The organism is Moraxella sp. CTOTU47724 (assembly GCF_032014955.1).
GTDB classification, from domain to species: Bacteria; Pseudomonadota; Gammaproteobacteria; order Pseudomonadales; family Moraxellaceae; genus Faucicola; species Faucicola tetraodonis.
Genome location: NZ_DALZSV010000021.1, coordinates 1 through 18,415 on the forward strand (window position 1 = coordinate 1; position 18,415 = coordinate 18,415).

Genomic DNA, 18,415 nt, shown 5'->3' on the forward strand with positions numbered 1-18,415 from the left:
ATAGGCAGTGTCATAGGCAAATATTCAAAAAAAGTGGCTAATCTATAGCTAATCTGTCAGCCAATTAATAAAAGCGGGCGCTAAAAAAAAGCGATGGTAAAACAACTATCAGCGATGAAAAAACTCAAGAATTCATCAGCCGCTTATCTTCCATGCGATACAAACCATGCAAATTGGTCAACAATATACCCATAATGATGCCAATCACACAGACAAACACCAGATACAAGGCGCTTGAAAGCATTAATTTACGTGAAAAATAAACCAATAATACAGGCAATAATGCGCCTGTCAATGCATACGCCACATTATAGGTAAAGCTAATACCGCTTAGGCGTACACTCACTGGAAACAGACGCACACAAATACTTGGGACTAAGCCAATCACGCCAGAGAAAAATCCTAAAATCGCATAGTTAATCAGTAGTAACTCGCTACTGTTTTTTAGTGAAACAAAGAAAATAACACTGGCAATGCTTAAAAATATACAGCCTAAAGTAAATACACGACCTGAGTTAAAACGATCGGCAAAATAACCATAAGTTAACGCCCCCAATCCACCAAAGATAATACCCACTCCATTGGATATCATCATCAAACTGGTATCGACATCAAAAAACTGGATGCCCAAAATCGGCAAAAGCAGATAAATTGTCAGATAAACACTGGCGGTAAACCAGGACAAACCCAGCGTCATCACCGTACCATAACGGTATTTGATAATAGCTCGGCGTATTGGCAGACGTTTAGCCAAGCGATTTTTAGACTTAGCCATCAGCCAAAGCGGGGTTTCTTCGAGCTTGGCTCGTAAAAGCACCGCAAATAGCGTACCGATACTGGCGATGACAAAAGGAATACGCCAACCATACGATTGCATCTGGGTAGGGGTGAGCATATTTGATAAGGTGGCGCTTAAAATATTGCCCATCAAAGTCGACAAAATCAGTGCACTAATAAGACCACCACACACTGACCCTAATTGACGCCGTGGCATATGCTCAGCAATATAGACCCATGAAGCGGGCACCTCAGCCCCATAGCCAAAGCCTTGAATTAAACGCAATAATAGCATGAGAACAATCGCTGCCACACCGATATGATGATAGGTAGGCAAACAGGCAATCACTAAACCAGACGCACCCACCAACAGCAGACTATACAGCAACACATGTTTTCTGCCATAGCGATCGCCGATATCACCCAATATCAAACCACCTAGCGGTCTTGACATATAACCGGCTAAAATCAGCAGCAAAAAACAAATCGACTTTAACGACTCAGGTATATTTTCTGGGAAAAAAGCTTGATTGATACTATCATTAAAATAAAAATAAATCGTAAAATCAAAGGAAGCAAAAAAAGCCCCAAAAATCGTTAAATACACCACGTTTTTTTCGTAGCGATTTAAATCCCTAATTTCTTCGTTGGCATCATGAAAAAATGGCATAGTCGACAATATCACCTAGAAGCTGGCTAAAGGTTTGCACGCTTTATAATCAATGAACAGATAGGTTACTTAACGCGCTAAAAAATTAAATTCGTCACCATTCACCTGACAAATTAAATTACTTGACAAATTGAACAGTAATTTATCAAAACTGTAATAAATTTAATTATTTAAATAAATATTACAAGCAAACGTCATGATTTAACAGTTGAGATATATTACTTTTTGAAACCGCATACTATAGTGATTTTGGTACTATTTTTACTACCAAAAATGTGTGTTTTTTGTAATATGCCCGCTTACAACAAGCGCTTAAATGGCAAAGCAGAAAAAATCTTTAGCCAAAGTCCATTGACAAACGTCATATGCGGCTCTTTATCCAAGCTGATAAGCTTTTTATTGGTTTTATCATCATGGGTTTGCCACATCAATTGTCCATTATCATCGAGATTGACGCGGTAACTGACATTGAGCATGGAGTTATCGAACGTATTATGGAAGGATTTGGCAAGCGCTTTATCTTCAATCAGCACACCAAGCTCGGTATTGATATTGGCAGAGCGCGGGTCAACATTGTAAGAACCGATAAACGTATATTTGTCATCCACGGCAAAGGCTTTGGTATGCAGACTGGTGCTGTATTTACTGCGATATAAGCTACGTTTTTTGCGGCGAAAGTCTGCATCGGCAGAGGATTTTAGCTCATACAGTCCAATTCCCGCTTTGAGCATCGGCACGCGTGCCACGTTATACCCTGAATGCACGATAGGCACATCGGTTGATTCATACGAGTTGGTAAAAATATTGATTTTTATCCCGTTTTCCATGAGCTTGCTTAGTTGCTGTACGCCCAAGTCAGTGGGCACAAAATACGATGACACAATGGTCAATTGCTGTTTTGGGGTGCCAATACGTGCCCGAAGCTGTGATACCAATCGGCTATCTTTATCATCTTGATTAAGCAGTTTTTTGACATCATCTGCCAAAAACTGCATCGGTTGCCAACGAAATTGGATTTTTTTGTTATACAGTTGTTTATCGACTATGGCGCCATTTTGTACCCGATAAAGTTGCGAGCTTTTATGTAGATGAGACTGGCTGTTGACCGGTGCAATCGCCGTCAAAGTCCCCAAAAATGGCTCATCGCTTTTATTACGCTCGGGGTTTTTTGAGGGTCTGACCAAACGCTTGATATCATAGGATAGAGGACTATCCCAATAATCTTCAAAACTATCATTGATTTGGTTGACCACTTTGCCGGCAAGCAAAACATCCAAATCAGCAAACTTAGCGATGCTATCTTTACGCAGATATTCATCGCCAATATTGCGCCCACCAATGATGGATAACTGACGGTCAAAGGTCATGCTTTTATTGTGCATGCGGCGTTGGTAGCGGGGCAGTGCTACCACAAAATTGGCGGGGGTAAAGCCGCGCACCACTTTGGGGTTGATCAATCGCACTTGGATATTAGCATGCGCCGCAAAGGCAAGCAGCTGTTGGTCAAGTTCCGGATTGGTGTTCAAATCATCGAGTAACAGTCGTACTTTGACACCCCGATTGGCGGCTTGGTACAAGTCTTTGAGCATCAATTGTCCTGCTGCATCGTTGTGCCAAATATAGTATTGGATATCGATGGTCTGCTGAGCCATTTCGGTCAAAATACTGCGTGAAGCAAACGCATCACTGCTATCAATCAGCGGATAATAACCGGAAAATTTGCTTGGTGAGGGGTTTTTGCTGGCACTGATACGGCTGATTAAATATTGACCTTGTATACGCGATTTTTCGGAAAATTTTTGCGCACCTGTCAGCTGCGTTGATACAGTTGGCGTAGCGGCGATATGGGGATTGTTCGGCAGCATTTGGCAAGCGGTAAGTAGCGTAAGTAGCAGCGTAAATAGCAATGGCAAGCAAAACGTCACAATTTTGGGCGTGAGTTTTTGCGATGCTAGTCTGACAAAGCCAACAGATACCGAATAAAATGCTGCTACCAAAGCCTGAATCCTTTTAAAAAAATCACTAATTAACGTGGCACTCACCTAAGAAAAGTTGGTTGTCATGGCGTTTTTGCGTAAAATACTGACTTGAAAGCCACCGTCAAATCCAACTTATGCTATCATAATTTATTTGATGCACAAAAGATGTAACATTATGACCCAATTAGACCCCAACTGGCAAAGTGATGCACTTGATTTAAGCCTAGACTATGCCGACCAAACCATCGCCGTGCGCGGCGGTTATCACCGTACCGATGAAGGCGAACATAACGAAGCGATTTTTACCACCAGCTCCTACGTATACAAAAATGCCGCCGATGCCGCCGATCATTTTAATGGTAATAAAAAAGGCAATGTCTACTCGCGCCATACCAATCCGACCGTGCGCGCTTTTGAGCGTAGATTGGCAGCTTTAGAGGAAGGCGAGCGCTGCGTTGCAACCGCATCAGGCATGGGCGCGATTTTGACCATGTGTTTGGCGTACTTGCAAGCCGGTGATCATCTGCTAGCAGCCAAGCAATTATTTGGCTCATCCGTCGCCCTGTTTGATACCTACTTTAAGGCGTTTGGCGTCGAGGTGAGTTATGTAGACTGTTTTGACAATGACGCTTGGCAACAGGCGATGCAGCCTAATACCAAGGTGCTGTACTGCGAAAGCCCTTCCAATCCTTTGGCGCAAATTGCCGATTTAAGCTTTTTATCAAGGCTGGCGCATGACCACGATGCGCTATTAATCGTCGATAACTGCTTTGCTACCCCTGCTATTCAAAAACCTTTAATGTTGGGTGCGGATGTGGTATTGCATTCCGCCAGTAAATATATTGACGGTCAAGGTCGTGTGCTAGGCGGTGCGTTGGTCGGTAACAATGACTTGATGGAAAAAGCCTTTGGGGTAGTGCGTACCGGTGGGATTAGTCTATCGCCATTTAATGCGTGGGTGTTGCTAAAGGGTCTAGAAACCTTGTCACTGCGTATGAAAGCCCACTGCGAAAATGCCAATCAAATCGCTAAATTTTTGCACAATCACCCAAAAGTCAGCAAAGTGCATTTTTCAGGGTTGCCCGATCATCCATCCCATGACATCGCCAAACGCCAACACACCGCACTTAAAAATGTGCAAGGCGGTGCGTTTGGCGCTATTATTGGCTTTGAGGTGGCTGACCAAGCGGCAGCCTGGCATGTTATCGATAGTACCAACATGATTTCGATTACCAATAACCTAGGCGATGCCAAAAGCACCATTACCCATCCTGCGACGACCACACATTTTCGCATGACACCTGAAGCAAGAATCGAGGCAGGCGTGAGCGAAGGCTTAATTCGCTTCTCGGTGGGGCTTGAAGATGTCGATGATATTATCGCTGATTTAAAACGCGGTTTGGATACACTCTCTTAAAAGAAAACCAAAACCCATAGGCCAGTAGCAAAATTTACTGGCTTTTTTATGTCACTGCTTTATTGCGCTTTTTTATCTGGCTTTTTTATTTCAGCGCATTGACCAACAACGGCAATATTTTCCCTGCGTTGTCGGGTAACACGATGTCAACCGCTGTGGTCTGGGTCGGATTGGGATTAATCTCGATGACGGTTGCGCCCTGTTGTTTTGCCAAATCAATCAAGCCCGCCGCAGGATAGACCACGCTTGATGTGCCGATACTCACCAATACATCACAATTGAGCGTTGCCGTTTCTGCCGTTTGCCAAGCGTCCTGGGGTAACATCTCGCCAAACCACACAATATCCGGGCGAATCAAACCGCCGCATTCACAATGCTTTAACTCAGTGTCTGTGATAGCAATCGCTTTGGTATACGGCTTGCCGCAATCATGGCAGCGATTTTTGGCCAAATCCCCGTGCAGTTTTGCCACCGTGGCACCGCCTTGCTCATGCAGATTGTCGACATTTTGACTAAACAGCGTCCAACTTTTGCCTTGCTGCTTTGCCAATGCTTGCCATTCACCTAAGGCAAAATGGGCAGGATTGGGCTGTTTATCGGCGATTTGTCCACGCCACCATTGGTGCCATTGCCACACCAGTTCAGGCTCCTTTTCAAACGCTTGAATGCTGACCAGATATTCGGCTTGGTATTGTTGCCAAAGTCCGGTAAGTTTATCCCGAAAAGTCGAAATGCCACTTTCAGCCGAGACACCTGCCCCCGTCAGGATGGCAATATTTTGCGCACATTTAATAACATCAGCAGCTTTATAGAGAGCGACCTCTAGCGATGGGGGTGTATTTGTTGTCATAGTCGTAGTTTTTTGCTGTTAATGGGTTTATGGTAGTGAGGTTATCTTAGCATTTTTATGCTAACAATTTTATGTTAGCAGTTGTATGTTAAAAATTTGGGCTAACGATTAGCAATAGACAGTTTGCGGTCAAATTCGCTACAATGAGCCACCAAGATTAGAAACAAACAGGAAAACTTATGAACTTACAAGCCCTCATGCAACAAGCGCAAATGATGCAAAAGCAAGTCGAAAAAAACGTTGAAAACGCCAAGAAAAAACTGGCAGAAAAAGAAGTGCATGCCGAAGCGGGTAGTGGCTTGGTCAAAGTCACCATGAATGGTCGCCATGTGGTCAAACGTTTATCAATCGATCCAAGCCTACTGCAAGATGACCCTGATATGATTGAAGATTTGATTGCGGCTGCTATCAATGATGCCGTGCGTCAGGCCGATGAACTACATGAGACTGAAATGGCGAGTGCTACCAATGGCATGGGGTTACCACCAGGCATGAATGGTTTATTTTAAACCCACTAGGGCTATAAAATAGTGGAAAATTGCCTTGCGATTATGCAGTCAAACCCCCATAAAAAGCTGATAATTGATTGTCAGCTTTTTTATTTTCCAGCCAGCTTTTTTTATTTTTTATCATTTTTATAAGAATGCGCCTATGCTTACGCCAAAATTTGATGAACTTGTAAAACAACTCAAAGTACTGCCCGGGGTAGGACCCAAATCTGCTCAGCGGATGGCATTGCACTTGCTTAGCTATAAACGCCCGCAAGGTCAAGCATTGGGCGAAGCCTTGATTGTGGCGATGCATGATATCAAGCAGTGCCAAGTATGCCGTGGTTTATCAGATGAGGATATTTGCCCGATATGTAGCGATCCGCGCCGCAATGAGCGCGTGCTTTGTATCGTAGAGACGGCAGCAGACATGATGGCAATTGAGCAAACCGCTGGGTTTAACGGTAAATACTTTGTGCTTGGCGGGCATTTATCACCCATTGATGGCATTGGCGTGGAGCAGCTCGGCATCAATCAGCTGATTGGGCTGTTAAAGCAACACCAAGCTGCGCAAACCCCGGTGGAAGAAATCATCTTGGCAACCAGTACCACGGTAGAAGGGCAAACCACCGCGCATTTTATCAGTGAAGCGGTCAAGCCTTACGTCACTCATATCAGCCGGATTGCCCAAGGAATTCCGATGGGCGGTGAGCTTGAGTATTTAGATAGCATGACACTGGGTCAAGCCCTGCAAAATCGTGGACGCTTATAAAATCTTTTCATCAGTTTGACAAGACAAAATCCTAGATTCATCATAAAATACGCTTAAATTATCCGTCCACAAGACCCAAGTTATGCTCATCCAGAACCCGTTAAGCCCAGCCCAATTACAACAACTCCATGACTTGCCAATCCATTGGGTGAAAACTCAGGACGCACTTTTTGCCCTGCTCGATGACCTAGAGCAAGTCGATACCATTGCGTTAGACACTGAGTTTATTAAGCGCGACACTTTTTTTCCCATTCTTGCGCTGATTCAAATCAATACAGGCAAAGCGATTTATTTGATTGACGCGCCTAAGCTGTATTTAGAAGAATTTTGGGAAGTGTTAGCGGATATACCCACCGTGGTGTTACATGCGTGTGGCGAAGATTTGGGGATTTATTATTTACTCTCCAACTTGCCTGCGCTGCGCAATGTGTTTGATACCCAAATTGGTTTGGGTTTTTTGACTGGTGAAAACTCGCTTGGCTATCAAAAATCGCTGCAAGAAACGATTGCTGTGCATGTGGATAAAGGTGAAAGCCAATCAGATTGGTTGCAGCGCCCATTAACGCCTGAGCAAGAAAGCTATGCAGTAGACGATGTGCGTTATTTATTGCCGATGTTTGTTGCCATCAAAACACAGTTGACCGAGCAAGGTTTATGGCAATATGCGGTTGAAGACTGCCAAAGCTATACGCAAGAAATTTTTGCCAACTTTACCACGCCTGATAACGCTTTGTACTTGAGTGTCGCTGATTACCGCGATAATCGCGAGCAACTCGCCATGCTGCAAACGCTGTGCGAATGGCGCGAACAACTTGCCAAATCAATCAATAGACCGCGCACTTTTATCCTGCGCCCGCAGGCGCTGCGTGAAATCATCGAAAAACCGCCTTTTAGCATGAAGCAGCTAAGTTTTACCAGTATCAAGCCCAATGTGATTCGCATGTATGGTCAAGAGATTTTGACGCTGATTGATAAGGTGCGAAAAGAAGATGACGCAGCTTATCCAGCCCTATTGCCCTTACCGTATCGCAGTCTGTCTAATAATGTGCAAAAACAACTGGAAAAAGCGATTAAGCAGCATGGGCAAACCCTGTCAATTGATGAGACAGTATTGATGCGAAAAAAATGGCTGTCAGAGCTGTATGCTTATGCTGTCGCAGCAGAAAAACCGGCATTAAGCCCTTGGCTGAGTGGGTGGCGCAAAGCGTGGATTATGGCAGAGATTTTACCCATTTTAGATACGGTGATTGCCAATAACTCGCCATCTATTGACCATGAAACAACCGCTGAATAAATAAAAAAATCCCACCGCTGAGTGGGATTTTTTACTACTAAATGGCTTAAAAATAAACAGGTTAAAAAGAACCCAGCATGGTACCCAAAGCAATCACCACCGTCACCGCAATCAGCGGAATTGCCATCGTCACTATGGCGACATCTTTATAAGATTGCTTGTGGGTCAAATGGCAAATGGCAAATAACGTAATCACCGCACCACTATGCGGTAGCGTGTCTAAGCCACCTGCTGCCATCACCGCGACACGATGCAGTAACTCAGGATTTATCCCATGTGCCACTGCCTGCGCCAAATATTCTTTGCCTAAAATGGGTAGGGCGATACTCAAGCCGCCAGAAGAAGAACCGGTGATGCCCGCTAAGGTGGTCATCGCCACGGCTTCTGAGATTAATGGGTTATTAGGCGATAGATTTAACACGCTATCACGTAACATCGCAAAACCCGCCAATGTGGCAATCACCGCACCATAACCGACTTCTGAACCTGTATTAAAAATAGGCAACATGGAGCTATAAGTGCCTTTATTAAGACTGTGTTGCAAGTTCGTCCATTTGCCTAGGCGCAGCACAATCAAGGCAATAATCGCCGTGACTAAAGCGATAATGATTGACCAAAGTCCCAAAGCGCCCTTGATATCCAAGTCTTTAAACTGCGCTTGCAGTGCAGAGAAATCCATACTCGGAAAAACCGCGTACGTTAACAAGGCATTGATGCCGATGACCAATACCAAAGGAATCATCGCCACCATAAAAGAGGTGTGATGGGGGTCTAAGTTATCAGCATGCAGCTCATCATCTTCATGAATACCATATCCCTCGCCAGCCGTTTTGGCGCTATGGGCGCGTCGTTGCAGCCACAACATGCCCAAACCAAACATCACGAGCGAACCAATAATACCCAAAATGGGTGCGGCAAAGGCATTGGTACCATAATAGGGAATGGGAATCGCGTTTTGGATGGCCGGCGTCCCGGGTAACGCTGTCATGGTAAAGGTAAATGACCCTAACGCAATCGCCCCTGGAATCAGCCTTTTTGGCACCCCTGCTGCCTTGAACAAATCTTTAGCAATCGGATAAATGGCAAAAGCCACCACAAACAGCGACACACCGCCATAGGTTAAAATCGCACAGACCAAAACCACAGCCAGTATGGCTTTATTCGCGCCTAATTTACTAACCACCGTTCTGGCAATCGCTGTAGCAGCCCCAGAATCTGCCATGAGCTGACCAAACACCGCCCCGAGCAAAAATATGGGAAAAAACTTCAATAAAAAGCCACTCAATGCTTTCATAAAAACGGTGGTATAGATAGGTAGTGAGCTTAGAATATCACCTGACAGCGCAACCGCTAGGGTAGCCATCAAGGGCGCTAAAATTAATACAGAATAGCCGCGATAGGCAAAATACATTAATAGAAAGAGCGAAATAATAATCGCAATGGTACTAAACATAATGTCATCCTTGACTTATGATGGGTTTGAAGTAATGCGTAATGATTACAAATTTTTTGAGTCCCTGCATCATAGCAGAATTCTTTTGACTCGCAATTGGCTTTATAGCAAAAAGCCACACATTTTTGCATGGCTTTTGTAAAAAATACGGTAAAGATTGATTGAAGTTTACTCTGCGATTTCACCATTCTCATAGCTTGAGATATCGGGGCAAGAACAGATTAAGTTTTTATCGCCATACACATCATCGATACGGCTCACCGATGGCCAAAACTTATTGTCACGTACATAGGCGAGTGGATAGGCGGCTTCTTCACGGCTGTATGGACGATCCCAGTCACCGGTCACCACTTGTGCGGTGTGTGGTGCGTTCACTAGCGGGTTGTTATCTGCTGGCCAGTCGCCGTTTTTAACTTTCATCGCCTCAGCTTTGATTTGAATGAAAGCTGAGATAAAGCGGTCTAGCTCTTCTTTGCTTTCTGACTCAGTCGGCTCAATCATCAAAGTACCTGCCACAGGGAAAGACATGGTAGGCGCATGAAACCCATAATCCATTAAACGTTTGGCGATATCAACTTCGGTGATACCTGTTTCGGCTTTTAATGGGCGGATGTCAATGATACATTCATGGGCGACGCGACCATTTTCACCACTGTAAAGCACGGGGTAATGGTCTTTTAATTTCATAGCCGTGTAATTGGCATTTAATAACGCAGCTTCTGTCGCTTGCACCAAGCCATCACGACCCATCATGGTGATATACATCCATGAGATAGGCAAGATGCTGGCTGAACCAAACGGGGCAGCCGATACCGCACTCATGCCATCTTGGGCATTGGGTACTGCAGATACAACATGATTGGCAATAAAAGGCGCTAAATGTGATTTCATGCCAATAGGACCCATACCAGGACCGCCGCCGCCGTGTGGAATACAGAAGGTTTTGTGCAAATTCATGTGTAGGACGTCAGCACCGACATCCGCAGGCTGCATCATACTGACCTGTGCGTTCATGTTAGCGCCATCCATATACACTTGACCGCCATGTTGATGAATCAAGTCACAGATATCACGGATACCTTCTTCAAACACACCGTGCGTCGAAGGGTAAGTAATCATCAAGGCGCCCAGATTGTCGCTGTATTTTTCCGCTTTTTGGGCCAAGTCGGCAATATCAACGTTACCACGCTCATCGGTGGCTACCACGACGACTTCCATCCCCATCATCTGTGCTGTGGCAGGATTGGTGCCGTGTGCGGAGCGCGGAATCAGACAGATATGACGATTGGGTTGACCTAAGCTTTCATGATAACGACGAATCGCCAATAGTCCCGCGTACTCGCCTGATGCGCCTGAATTTGGCTGCATAGAGATAGCGTCAAACCCTGTGATGGCTTTGAGTTGCTCTTGCAAGCCTTCAATCATTTCGATATAGCCGCCCACTTGTTCACGAGGTGCAAATGGGTGCACATTGGCAAATTCATTCCAAGTAATCGGTAGCATTTCGCTAGTGGCATTAAGTTTCATGGTACAGCTACCCAGCGAAATCATACTATGATTCATCGCCAAGTCTTTGTTTTCTAGCTTTTTCAAATAACGCAGCATTTCATGTTCGGTGTGATAACGATTAAAGACAGGATGAGTTAAAATCGCATCGGTACGTAGCAATGATGCTGGCAAAGACAAGCTGATATCATCGGATAATTGAGCCGCTACGCCTGTGAATAACTGCGTGAGCACACCAAAATCCGCTGCATCACTGGTTTCATTAAAGGCAATGGCAATATGGTTATCGTCTACTTTGCGCAGGTTATAGCCGATATTGAGGGCATTTTGATAGATTTGCTCAGTTTGACCTTGGGTGTTCACCAACACGGTATCAAAAAACTGCTCATGCACAATCGACATACCAGCTTGTTTGATGGCTTGGGCAAAAGCGCTTGCCAACGCATGAATGCGGGTGGCGATACGTTTGATGCCTTCAGGACCATGATACACCGCATACATCCCTGCCAAATTGGCCAGTAACACTTGCGATGTACAAATATTTGAGTTGGCTTTTTCGCGGCGGATATGTTGTTCACGGGTTTGTAGTGCCATACGCAAGGCTTGTTTACCTTGAGCATCCACCGATACGCCAATGATACGACCTGGGGCAGAGCGCTTGGCACTGTCTTTAAAGGCAAAATAAGCCGCGTGTGGACCACCAAAGCCCATCGGCACACCAAAACGCTGGGTGTTGCCCAGTGCCACATCCGCACCCATGCTACCCGGTGATTTAAGAAGTACCAGACTCATCACATCAGCAGCAACGATTGTCTGCGTGCCTTTGGCTTTGACCGCACTGATGATATCAGTTAAATCAACCACATCGCCTTCGCTACCCACGTACTGGAAAATTGCGCCAAAGAAATCGCCATTCTTGGCAACGTCAAAATCACCAACCACTACCTCCCAACCAAAATACTTGGCACGGGTTTTGATGACATCTAAGGTTTGAGGGTAGATACGGCTATCAACAAAAAATTGGTTAGATTTACTTTTACCCACGCGTTTTGCCATCGCCATGGCTTCAGCCGCCGCCGTCGCTTCATCAAGCAAACTTGCGCCCGCCAATTCAAGACCTGATAAGTCAATACAAACTTGTTGGAAATTGAGTAATGCCTCTAAACGACCTTGTGCAATCTCCGCTTGATAAGGGGTATAAGCCGTGTACCAGCCTGGGTTTTCAAGCACATTACGTTGAATCACCGCAGGTAGGCGAGTCGGATAATAGCCTAAGCCAATATAGCTTTTATTGACCTTGATTTTATCCGCCAACCCGCGCAACTTTGCCAAGGCATCATGCTCAGTCATACTGAGGGGCAAATCTAACTCTTTGCTAAGACGTACAGAAGCTGGCACCGTCTGTTCAATAAAGCTTGCCATGCTGTCAGCGCCGACGGCTTGTAGCATTGCTTCTTTTTCATCTTGGCTAATGCCAACATGACGATGAATAAATTCTGATGATTGGAATAAATCAGCAAATGATTGAAAAGACGGTTGACTCATTCAAGTTTCCTTTAGCGTCTGATAAAACATTGAAAATAAAAATAGCAGGTTTTGTCATGGCTACCATGACAAACATCGGTTGAATGGATAAAAATTACACTTTAACGATATTACACCTTAACGATAAAGCGCTCACGCTCAAAACGGTATTGCTCACTATAGATACCACGCTCGTCGCGCTCACCGGCAGCAATCACCATACAAATATGCTGCTCTTCATTGAGGTCAAGCAATTTTTTGAGTTGTGGCTCATCAAATCCCCCCATCGGACAACTATCAAAACCGTGGGCACGCAAGGCGAGCATCAAATTCTCGGCAGCCAGTGAGGTGCTAATGAGTGCCCAGTTTTTGAGATCGTCAGCATCATAGATGGGGTCAACCATCGCACCTTTGACTTTGCGCGTGGCTTGTGTCAGCGCCCATTTGGCAGGAGTGAACACATTCATCACACCGCGCGTCATGGTCAGCGGAATAAGCTTGCCATAATAATCTTGCACAGGTTTTGGTACGGGTTTGACGGGAAAATACTTGATATTGTCTTTGGCATGTTGACGCCACGTGTCAGTACGAGCGACCACGACAATCAGCTTATTGGCGGTTTTTGCTGCATTTTGGCTCATACAATAGGTCACAGTTTTTTGGCGCTTTTCTTCAGATTCAATCACAAAAAATTGCCAAGGCTGTAAATTACTTGAGCTAGGCGCTAACATCGCCATATCGAGACAAGCATTGAGCACTTCATCACTGATGGGCGTTTTGGTAAAGCGTCGTACCGAACGGCGAGTGCTCACCACATCATAAAAACTGGCTTTTTTTGGGTCAGCAAGCGGGGTAAGTGTTGACATATCAGCTCTCAAGTTAACAAAATAAAAGATGCGTTCAAAATAAAGGATGCGTTACAGTTAATTGATAGGACAACAGGCTAAGGTAATCAAGCGATTACCTTAGCTAGAGTCTATAAAAAAGACGAGATGAAAATCATGAGATAAAGATGATTAAATACTATCTTGGTACTCGTCTGCGTCCATCAAGCCTTGGTAATCATCGGCATTGTCTGGTTTGATTTTAAAGAACCAACCTTCGCCATAAGGGTCTTCATTAATGGTTTCTGGCGCATCTACTAAAGCTTCATTGACCGCTAGAATTTCACCAGCGATGGGCGCGTAGACATCCGAAGCAGCTTTCACCGATTCGACGACCGCAATTTCAGCATCCACCTCAACGTGTTCACCCACTTCAGGCAATTCAACATACACGATGTCACCGAGTAAGTCTTGGGCGTGGTGAGTAATACCAACGGTGATAGTGCCGTCTTCTTCTTGGCGTAACCATTCATGACTAGCCACATATTTTAAATCTGCTGGAATATTGCTCATAACTATTTTCCTCAAAGCGAAAGTAGGGGTGAAAATAAAAGGCTGTTAGCCAAGCAGTCACACTTGGCGCCTTTTTACTAAATATTTTTAAAAGCCTAATAATTTAACAAACATTTTAAAAGCTAAGTAATTTAACAAACATAAGTAACAAAAATTTGGTCGATACAATGTATATCGACCAAACTTAAAAACCAACTTAGCGGTTTAACCCATTCAATAAGTGAATAAGATTAAATAGCATTACACACAAAGTTATAATCACGACCTTGTGAAGTTACGGTTAACGCACCTTCTGCACCTTTAACGCCCCAATCATACACAGTAGTTTTGGTGGCATTTGATAAAGTATAGCGGTTACCCGAGCCCGATACATCTTGTTTTAACACCATCGCCGCTTGGTTTAGACCCAGCATTGGCGAAGTGATTTTTAAATTTGCGACATTGCTGCCGTTTTCTTGACCGTAGAATGCCACAACTTCAGTGTTGTTGTCGCATTTAAAGGTTTGTGAATTTGCTTGAACTGCCAACACTTGTGACGGACTAGGCTGTGCAACTTGGGTTGAGGTACAGGCCGCCAAACTTGCCAAAAACGGTACAACAAAGAGTAACTTTTTCATGATTTTACCTTCTAAGTATGATGAATTTATTATTGGTTTTTCAAATTACGCTGACTAATCATTTGAATATTGTTCATTAATAAGCGTTAAATCCATCATAACACGATAAAATCCTAGTTGAATTGTTTGTTGCCATTTCTAACAAACGGTAACGAAATGATACGTACTGGCGTCGGTGTGCCCCGCAAATCAACGGTGGCTGCTGTATCCGTCGTCTTTGGAATACGGGCAATCGCAATCGATTGTTTTAGGCTTGGGCTAAAAGTGCCGCTAGTGATTACCCCAGTTTTACCATTGTCTAGCGTTATCGTCATGCCTTCACGCAGTACCCCACGTGACTCTAGCACTAAGCCTACTTGCATGACGTCATTACCCCCAGCAATCGCTTGGTCTTGTTTGGCTTGCATAGCCTCACGACCCACAAAATCCCGATCGTCTTTTACCGCTAACGTCCATGCCATACCGCATTCATACGGATTGATGGTTTCATCCATCTCATGGCCATACAAATTCATACCCGCTTCAAGACGTAATGTATCACGAGCACCTAAGCCTGCTGGGGCGATGCCATGGTCTTTAAGTAAGGTAAAAAATGCTGAGGCCTCGGCTTGTGGTAAAATGACTTCAACGCCATCTTCACCCGTATAACCGGTACGCGCCACAAACCAATCTGCGCCTTCGATGTCGGTCAAGTCTTTGCCCACAAAGGGTTTTAAGGTAGTTAGGCTATCTGCCCAATTTGGTTTGGCTTGGCTCAGTTTCTGCAGAGCATTGGGGCCTTGTACCGCCAGCATAGCAAGTTCTGGGCGCTCGGTAATGGTGACAGCAAAGTCTTTGGCGATTTTGTCAAACTGTGCCAAATCTTTATTACGAGTGGCAGCATTTGAGACGATGCGATATTCGGTCTCTGCATCGTTCATGCGGTAAACGATTAAGTCATCAATCACGCCGCCGTTTTCGTTTAGCATGGCAGAGTAAAGCGCTTTACCGACAAATTTGAGTTTGGCGACATCATTGGCGAGCAGTTTTTGCAGCCAAGCTTTGGCGTCTTTGCCGGTGATGTCAGTCACGACCATATGTGACACGTCAAACATGCCCGCATCCGTACGCACAACGTCATGTTCTTGAATCTGTGAGCCATAATGGATAGGCAATTGCCAACCAGAGAAGTCAACGATTTTGCCGTTGCTATCGATATGGGATTGATAAAAAGGGGTGCGGTTTAAAGGCTTGTCTGTGGCTGACATGGCAAATCCTTGAGTGGGTAAAAATCAAATAACGGTTTGATGTTTTATTTGATGGTTTAATAGCGTGGGATAAAACGCTAAAGCCAAACATCGCACATCAATAGAGCACTAAAACTAATCCAACCTGATGTCGGTAGCTATCAGCCCTATCTGTCCTGTTACCTGAGATTTTCAATCGACTTATCAATTTCTTGTAGTATAGCTTATATTACACACAGACAAGTCAATCTTTTCCCCTTCGGTGGTATTGCAAAGCAATACACTCTCCAGATTTGTTATATTTTGATGCAGTGCATAACACTGCCAAAAATTACGATTCCAGTCCTTTGACCTGAGCGATTATAGGGTCTTTGCGCCTTCGGTGATGGTTTTGGTATTTCATAATTTGATGAAAAACAAAACAACATTCTCTCCTGAAATCTTCGGTTATTATGCTGGGTTTTTAACTTTTTGACAAGCAAATTTGCACAGATTTTATGACCGCCTGATGTTTTGGCAAGACTGCATTATGAGGATTATTGTGTTATAGCAAATAAAGCCAAAAGCAAGTATGATTAAAGCCATTGATGAACATGAAACTTTAAGTAGTTAAATAAAGTTAAATTGTTTAACTAAAGTGCTTAAATAATTTTTGTGGTTTTGGGTTAAATTTTTGCGTGCTGACCCCATTAAAAGCAGAATAATTTAGCCTTTAACATTTTGAATATCTTTAAATATTAACCCCCAATACCAAAACTTGTTATTAAAAGTTATTAAAAGTTACTATAAACCTCGGTGCTAACATTGCTGAGTGAAAATTGGCTGATTGAGAACTGGTAGATGAGTTGGGTTATTACCTTATAAAGATGGCATGATAAAAGGAATAAAATAACGATGGACTTCATGAATATTTCGTTGGTAGGCATTTTAACCAGTTTAGCCATGGGGGGTACGTTGCCCGATGATAGCAAAACCCAACAGCAAGTGGCGCAAGTGTCGACGCATATTTTGCCAAATATCGCAGGACAGTGGCAGCTGCGACTTGATAAAACCGACGCTGCGCAGCCAAGTTGTCAAGAGCGGTATAATTTTGGGCGCGATCAACAGTTTATCGGTTCAAGCGGTCAGGAATTTACGTACGGCAAATATTTGTACGCTGACACAGGCGATGGTTTGCCTGCACTAGCGATTCAGACCCAATATGATAACAATGCAACAGACTGTTCTGGCAATCGCGTTGACCAGACCGGCGATATTTTGGTTGCTTATGTCAAACAGCAAGGCGAGCAAATGCAGTGGTGCAAGGATAGTAAAGGCACCCGATGTGATATGACATTGCAGCGTGTATTGCCCTAAATTTTTTTACTTTTTCTCTCTACATCCCATAGTACTTGCAAGATTTGCCAGTGCTATTATCCTCGTTAAAACTTGTAACTAGTGTCAAATACTTATGATTCCACCTTTTTCAAGTGCCAATTCTCAGCAACGTCTGATTAGTCCGATGGGGCGCTCAGAAGACCAAAATGACAATAATATCCGTCCAGCCTTACTCGCTGAATATATCGGTCAGCCTGTGGTCAAAGAACAAATGGGCGTGTTTATTAACGCGGCGTTATCGAGAAAAGAAGCGCTCGACCATACCTTGATATTTGGACCGCCTGGACTGGGTAAAACCACACTCGCCAACATTATCGCCCGTGAGATGGGCGGTAATCTGCGCTCAACGTCTGGACCTGTGCTTGAACGCGCGGGTGATTTGGCAGCGATGCTGACCAATTTAGAGCCTGGTGATGTGCTCTTTATTGATGAGATTCACCGTTTAAGCCCGATGATTGAAGAAATCTTGTATCCTGCGATGGAAGATTTTCAGCTTGATATTATGATTGGAGAAGGACCGGCTGCACGCTCTATAAAGCTTGATTTGCCGCCTTTTACTCTGGTGGCTGCGACCACGCGAGCAGGTTTGTTGACCTCGCCACTGCGTGACCGTTTTGGTATTGTACAGCGATTGGAGTTTTATAATGTGGAGGACTTAACGACCATTGTCACAAGATCGGCTGGATTGCTTAACGTGCCTATGACCAAAGAAGGAGCAGTGGAAGTCGCTAGACGTTCGCGCGGTACACCGCGTATTGCCAATCGGTTGTTACGCCGCGTACGTGATTATGCCCAAGTTAAAGGCGATGGCACCGTCACCGCTGAAATTGCGCATAGCGCACTCGATATGCTGGCAGTTGATAAACGCGGGCTTGATAATCTTGATAGACGTTATCTTGAGATGCTAGAGGAGCGTTTTAATGGTGGGCCTGCGGGGGTTGAATCAATCGCAGCCGCACTTGCTGAAGATAGAGGCACGCTTGAAGATGTGATTGAGCCGTATCTGATTCAGCAAGGCTATATCGTACGCACCGCACGGGGGCGGATGTTGACTTAGTCTTTTGAATG

At 44.5% G+C, this 18,415-nt stretch carries 15 protein-coding genes and 2 riboswitches; of the genes, 6 read left to right on the forward strand and 9 right to left on the reverse strand.

Annotated features, from left to right (window positions below; all coding sequences use genetic code 11):
* Positions 1-124 precede the first annotated feature (124 nt).
* The gene (locus RTR63_RS06075; RefSeq protein ID WP_312523245.1) at positions 125-1,447 is read right to left on the reverse strand and encodes an MFS transporter; all 1,323 of its coding nucleotides are present in this window, start codon (positions 1,445-1,447) and stop codon (positions 125-127) included.
* 299 nt (positions 1,448-1,746) lie between these two features.
* Complete coding sequence (locus RTR63_RS06080; RefSeq protein WP_472796582.1) at positions 1,747-3,312, reverse strand: phospholipase D family protein; 1,566 nt, start codon at positions 3,310-3,312, stop codon at positions 1,747-1,749.
* Between the two features lie 289 nt (positions 3,313-3,601).
* On the opposite strand from RTR63_RS06080, the gene RTR63_RS06085 reads away from it, so the two are divergent.
* Complete coding sequence (locus RTR63_RS06085; protein WP_312523249.1) at positions 3,602-4,843, forward strand: O-succinylhomoserine sulfhydrylase; 1,242 nt, start codon at positions 3,602-3,604, stop codon at positions 4,841-4,843.
* An 85-nt stretch (positions 4,844-4,928) separates the two neighbouring features.
* On the opposite strand, the gene RTR63_RS06090 is transcribed toward RTR63_RS06085, so the two are convergent.
* Positions 4,929-5,693, reverse strand: a complete 765-nt coding sequence (locus RTR63_RS06090) for an NAD-dependent deacylase (RefSeq protein ID WP_312523251.1) — start codon at positions 5,691-5,693, stop codon at positions 4,929-4,931.
* Positions 5,694-5,872: 179 nt separating this feature from the next.
* On the opposite strand from RTR63_RS06090, the gene RTR63_RS06095 reads away from it, so the two are divergent.
* The 3 genes from RTR63_RS06095 (at position 5,873) to RTR63_RS06105 (ending at position 8,247) form a co-directional block, all read left to right on the forward strand.
* Entirely contained in the window at positions 5,873-6,202 is a 330-nt protein-coding gene (locus RTR63_RS06095) for a YbaB/EbfC family nucleoid-associated protein (protein ID WP_007115923.1), read from the forward strand.
* A 142-nt stretch (positions 6,203-6,344) separates the two neighbouring features.
* Entirely contained in the window at positions 6,345-6,953 is a 609-nt protein-coding gene (gene recR / locus RTR63_RS06100) for a recombination mediator RecR (protein ID WP_007115924.1), read from the forward strand.
* 82 nt (positions 6,954-7,035) lie between these two features.
* On the forward strand, positions 7,036-8,247 hold the full coding sequence (locus RTR63_RS06105) for a ribonuclease D (protein WP_312523253.1): 1,212 nt from the start codon (positions 7,036-7,038) through the stop codon (positions 8,245-8,247).
* Between the two features lie 61 nt (positions 8,248-8,308).
* Here RTR63_RS06105 and RTR63_RS06110 read toward each other — a convergent pair whose 3' ends face one another.
* The 6 genes from RTR63_RS06110 to gcvT form a co-directional block, all read right to left on the reverse strand.
* Positions 8,309-9,700: a GntP family permease gene (locus RTR63_RS06110; protein ID WP_312523255.1), complete on the reverse strand. Its 1,392-nt coding sequence runs from the start codon at positions 9,698-9,700 to the stop codon at positions 8,309-8,311.
* Positions 9,701-9,868: 168 nt separating this feature from the next.
* On the reverse strand, positions 9,869-12,751 hold the full coding sequence (gene gcvP / locus RTR63_RS06115; RefSeq protein ID WP_312523257.1) for an aminomethyl-transferring glycine dehydrogenase: 2,883 nt from the start codon (positions 12,749-12,751) through the stop codon (positions 9,869-9,871).
* A 110-nt stretch (positions 12,752-12,861) separates the two neighbouring features.
* Positions 12,862-13,596, reverse strand: a complete 735-nt coding sequence (locus tag RTR63_RS06120; protein WP_007115929.1) for a nitroreductase family protein — start codon at positions 13,594-13,596, stop codon at positions 12,862-12,864.
* A gap of 150 nt (positions 13,597-13,746) precedes the next feature.
* On the reverse strand, positions 13,747-14,127 hold the full coding sequence (gene gcvH / locus RTR63_RS06125) for a glycine cleavage system protein GcvH (protein ID WP_036604652.1): 381 nt from the start codon (positions 14,125-14,127) through the stop codon (positions 13,747-13,749).
* A gap of 230 nt (positions 14,128-14,357) precedes the next feature.
* Entirely contained in the window at positions 14,358-14,744 is a 387-nt protein-coding gene (locus RTR63_RS06130) for an MliC family protein (protein ID WP_219300314.1), read from the reverse strand.
* Positions 14,745-14,857: 113 nt separating this feature from the next.
* Positions 14,858-15,991 (reverse strand): glycine cleavage system aminomethyltransferase GcvT, encoded by a 1,134-nt coding sequence (gene gcvT / locus RTR63_RS06135; RefSeq protein WP_312523260.1) that lies wholly within the window; start codon positions 15,989-15,991, stop codon positions 14,858-14,860.
* A gap of 140 nt (positions 15,992-16,131) precedes the next feature.
* Positions 16,132-16,271: riboswitch (glycine riboswitch) on the reverse strand.
* 29 nt (positions 16,272-16,300) lie between these two features.
* A riboswitch (glycine riboswitch) is annotated at positions 16,301-16,417 on the reverse strand.
* A gap of 456 nt (positions 16,418-16,873) precedes the next feature.
* Here gcvT and RTR63_RS06140 point away from each other — a divergent pair.
* Positions 16,874-17,326: a hypothetical protein gene (locus tag RTR63_RS06140; RefSeq protein ID WP_309577794.1), complete on the forward strand. Its 453-nt coding sequence runs from the start codon at positions 16,874-16,876 to the stop codon at positions 17,324-17,326.
* A 94-nt stretch (positions 17,327-17,420) separates the two neighbouring features.
* A complete protein-coding gene (gene ruvB / locus RTR63_RS06145; RefSeq protein ID WP_062331309.1) occupies positions 17,421-18,404 on the forward strand; it encodes a Holliday junction branch migration DNA helicase RuvB in 984 nt (327 codons plus the stop codon).
* Positions 18,405-18,415 lie beyond the last annotated feature (11 nt).

What these genes read in the sequence shown, in the direction of transcription:
- RTR63_RS06085 (WP_312523249.1), top strand. Translation starts at nt 3,602, where the DNA reads ATGACCCAATTAGACCCCAACTGGCAAAGTGATGCACTTGATTTAAGC.
- RTR63_RS06130 (WP_219300314.1), bottom strand. Translation starts at nt 14,744, where the DNA reads ATGAAAAAGTTACTCTTTGTTGTACCGTTTTTGGCAAGTTTGGCGGCC.
- RTR63_RS06080 (WP_472796582.1), bottom strand. Translation starts at nt 3,312, where the DNA reads ATGCTGCCGAACAATCCCCATATCGCCGCTACGCCAACTGTATCAACG.
- RTR63_RS06110 (WP_312523255.1), bottom strand. Translation starts at nt 9,700, where the DNA reads ATGTTTAGTACCATTGCGATTATTATTTCGCTCTTTCTATTAATGTAT.
- gcvT (WP_312523260.1), bottom strand. Translation starts at nt 15,991, where the DNA reads ATGTCAGCCACAGACAAGCCTTTAAACCGCACCCCTTTTTATCAATCC.
- RTR63_RS06095 (WP_007115923.1), top strand. Translation starts at nt 5,873, where the DNA reads ATGAACTTACAAGCCCTCATGCAACAAGCGCAAATGATGCAAAAGCAA.
- RTR63_RS06105 (WP_312523253.1), top strand. Translation starts at nt 7,036, where the DNA reads ATGCTCATCCAGAACCCGTTAAGCCCAGCCCAATTACAACAACTCCAT.
- RTR63_RS06140 (WP_309577794.1), top strand. Translation starts at nt 16,874, where the DNA reads ATGAATATTTCGTTGGTAGGCATTTTAACCAGTTTAGCCATGGGGGGT.
- ruvB (WP_062331309.1), top strand. Translation starts at nt 17,421, where the DNA reads ATGATTCCACCTTTTTCAAGTGCCAATTCTCAGCAACGTCTGATTAGT.
- recR (WP_007115924.1), top strand. Translation starts at nt 6,345, where the DNA reads ATGCTTACGCCAAAATTTGATGAACTTGTAAAACAACTCAAAGTACTG.
- RTR63_RS06090 (WP_312523251.1), bottom strand. Translation starts at nt 5,693, where the DNA reads ATGACAACAAATACACCCCCATCGCTAGAGGTCGCTCTCTATAAAGCT.
- gcvH (WP_036604652.1), bottom strand. Translation starts at nt 14,127, where the DNA reads ATGAGCAATATTCCAGCAGATTTAAAATATGTGGCTAGTCATGAATGG.
- RTR63_RS06075 (WP_312523245.1), bottom strand. Translation starts at nt 1,447, where the DNA reads ATGCCATTTTTTCATGATGCCAACGAAGAAATTAGGGATTTAAATCGC.
- gcvP (WP_312523257.1), bottom strand. Translation starts at nt 12,751, where the DNA reads ATGAGTCAACCGTCTTTTCAATCATTTGCTGATTTATTCCAATCATCA.
- RTR63_RS06120 (WP_007115929.1), bottom strand. Translation starts at nt 13,596, where the DNA reads ATGTCAACACTTACCCCGCTTGCTGACCCAAAAAAAGCCAGTTTTTAT.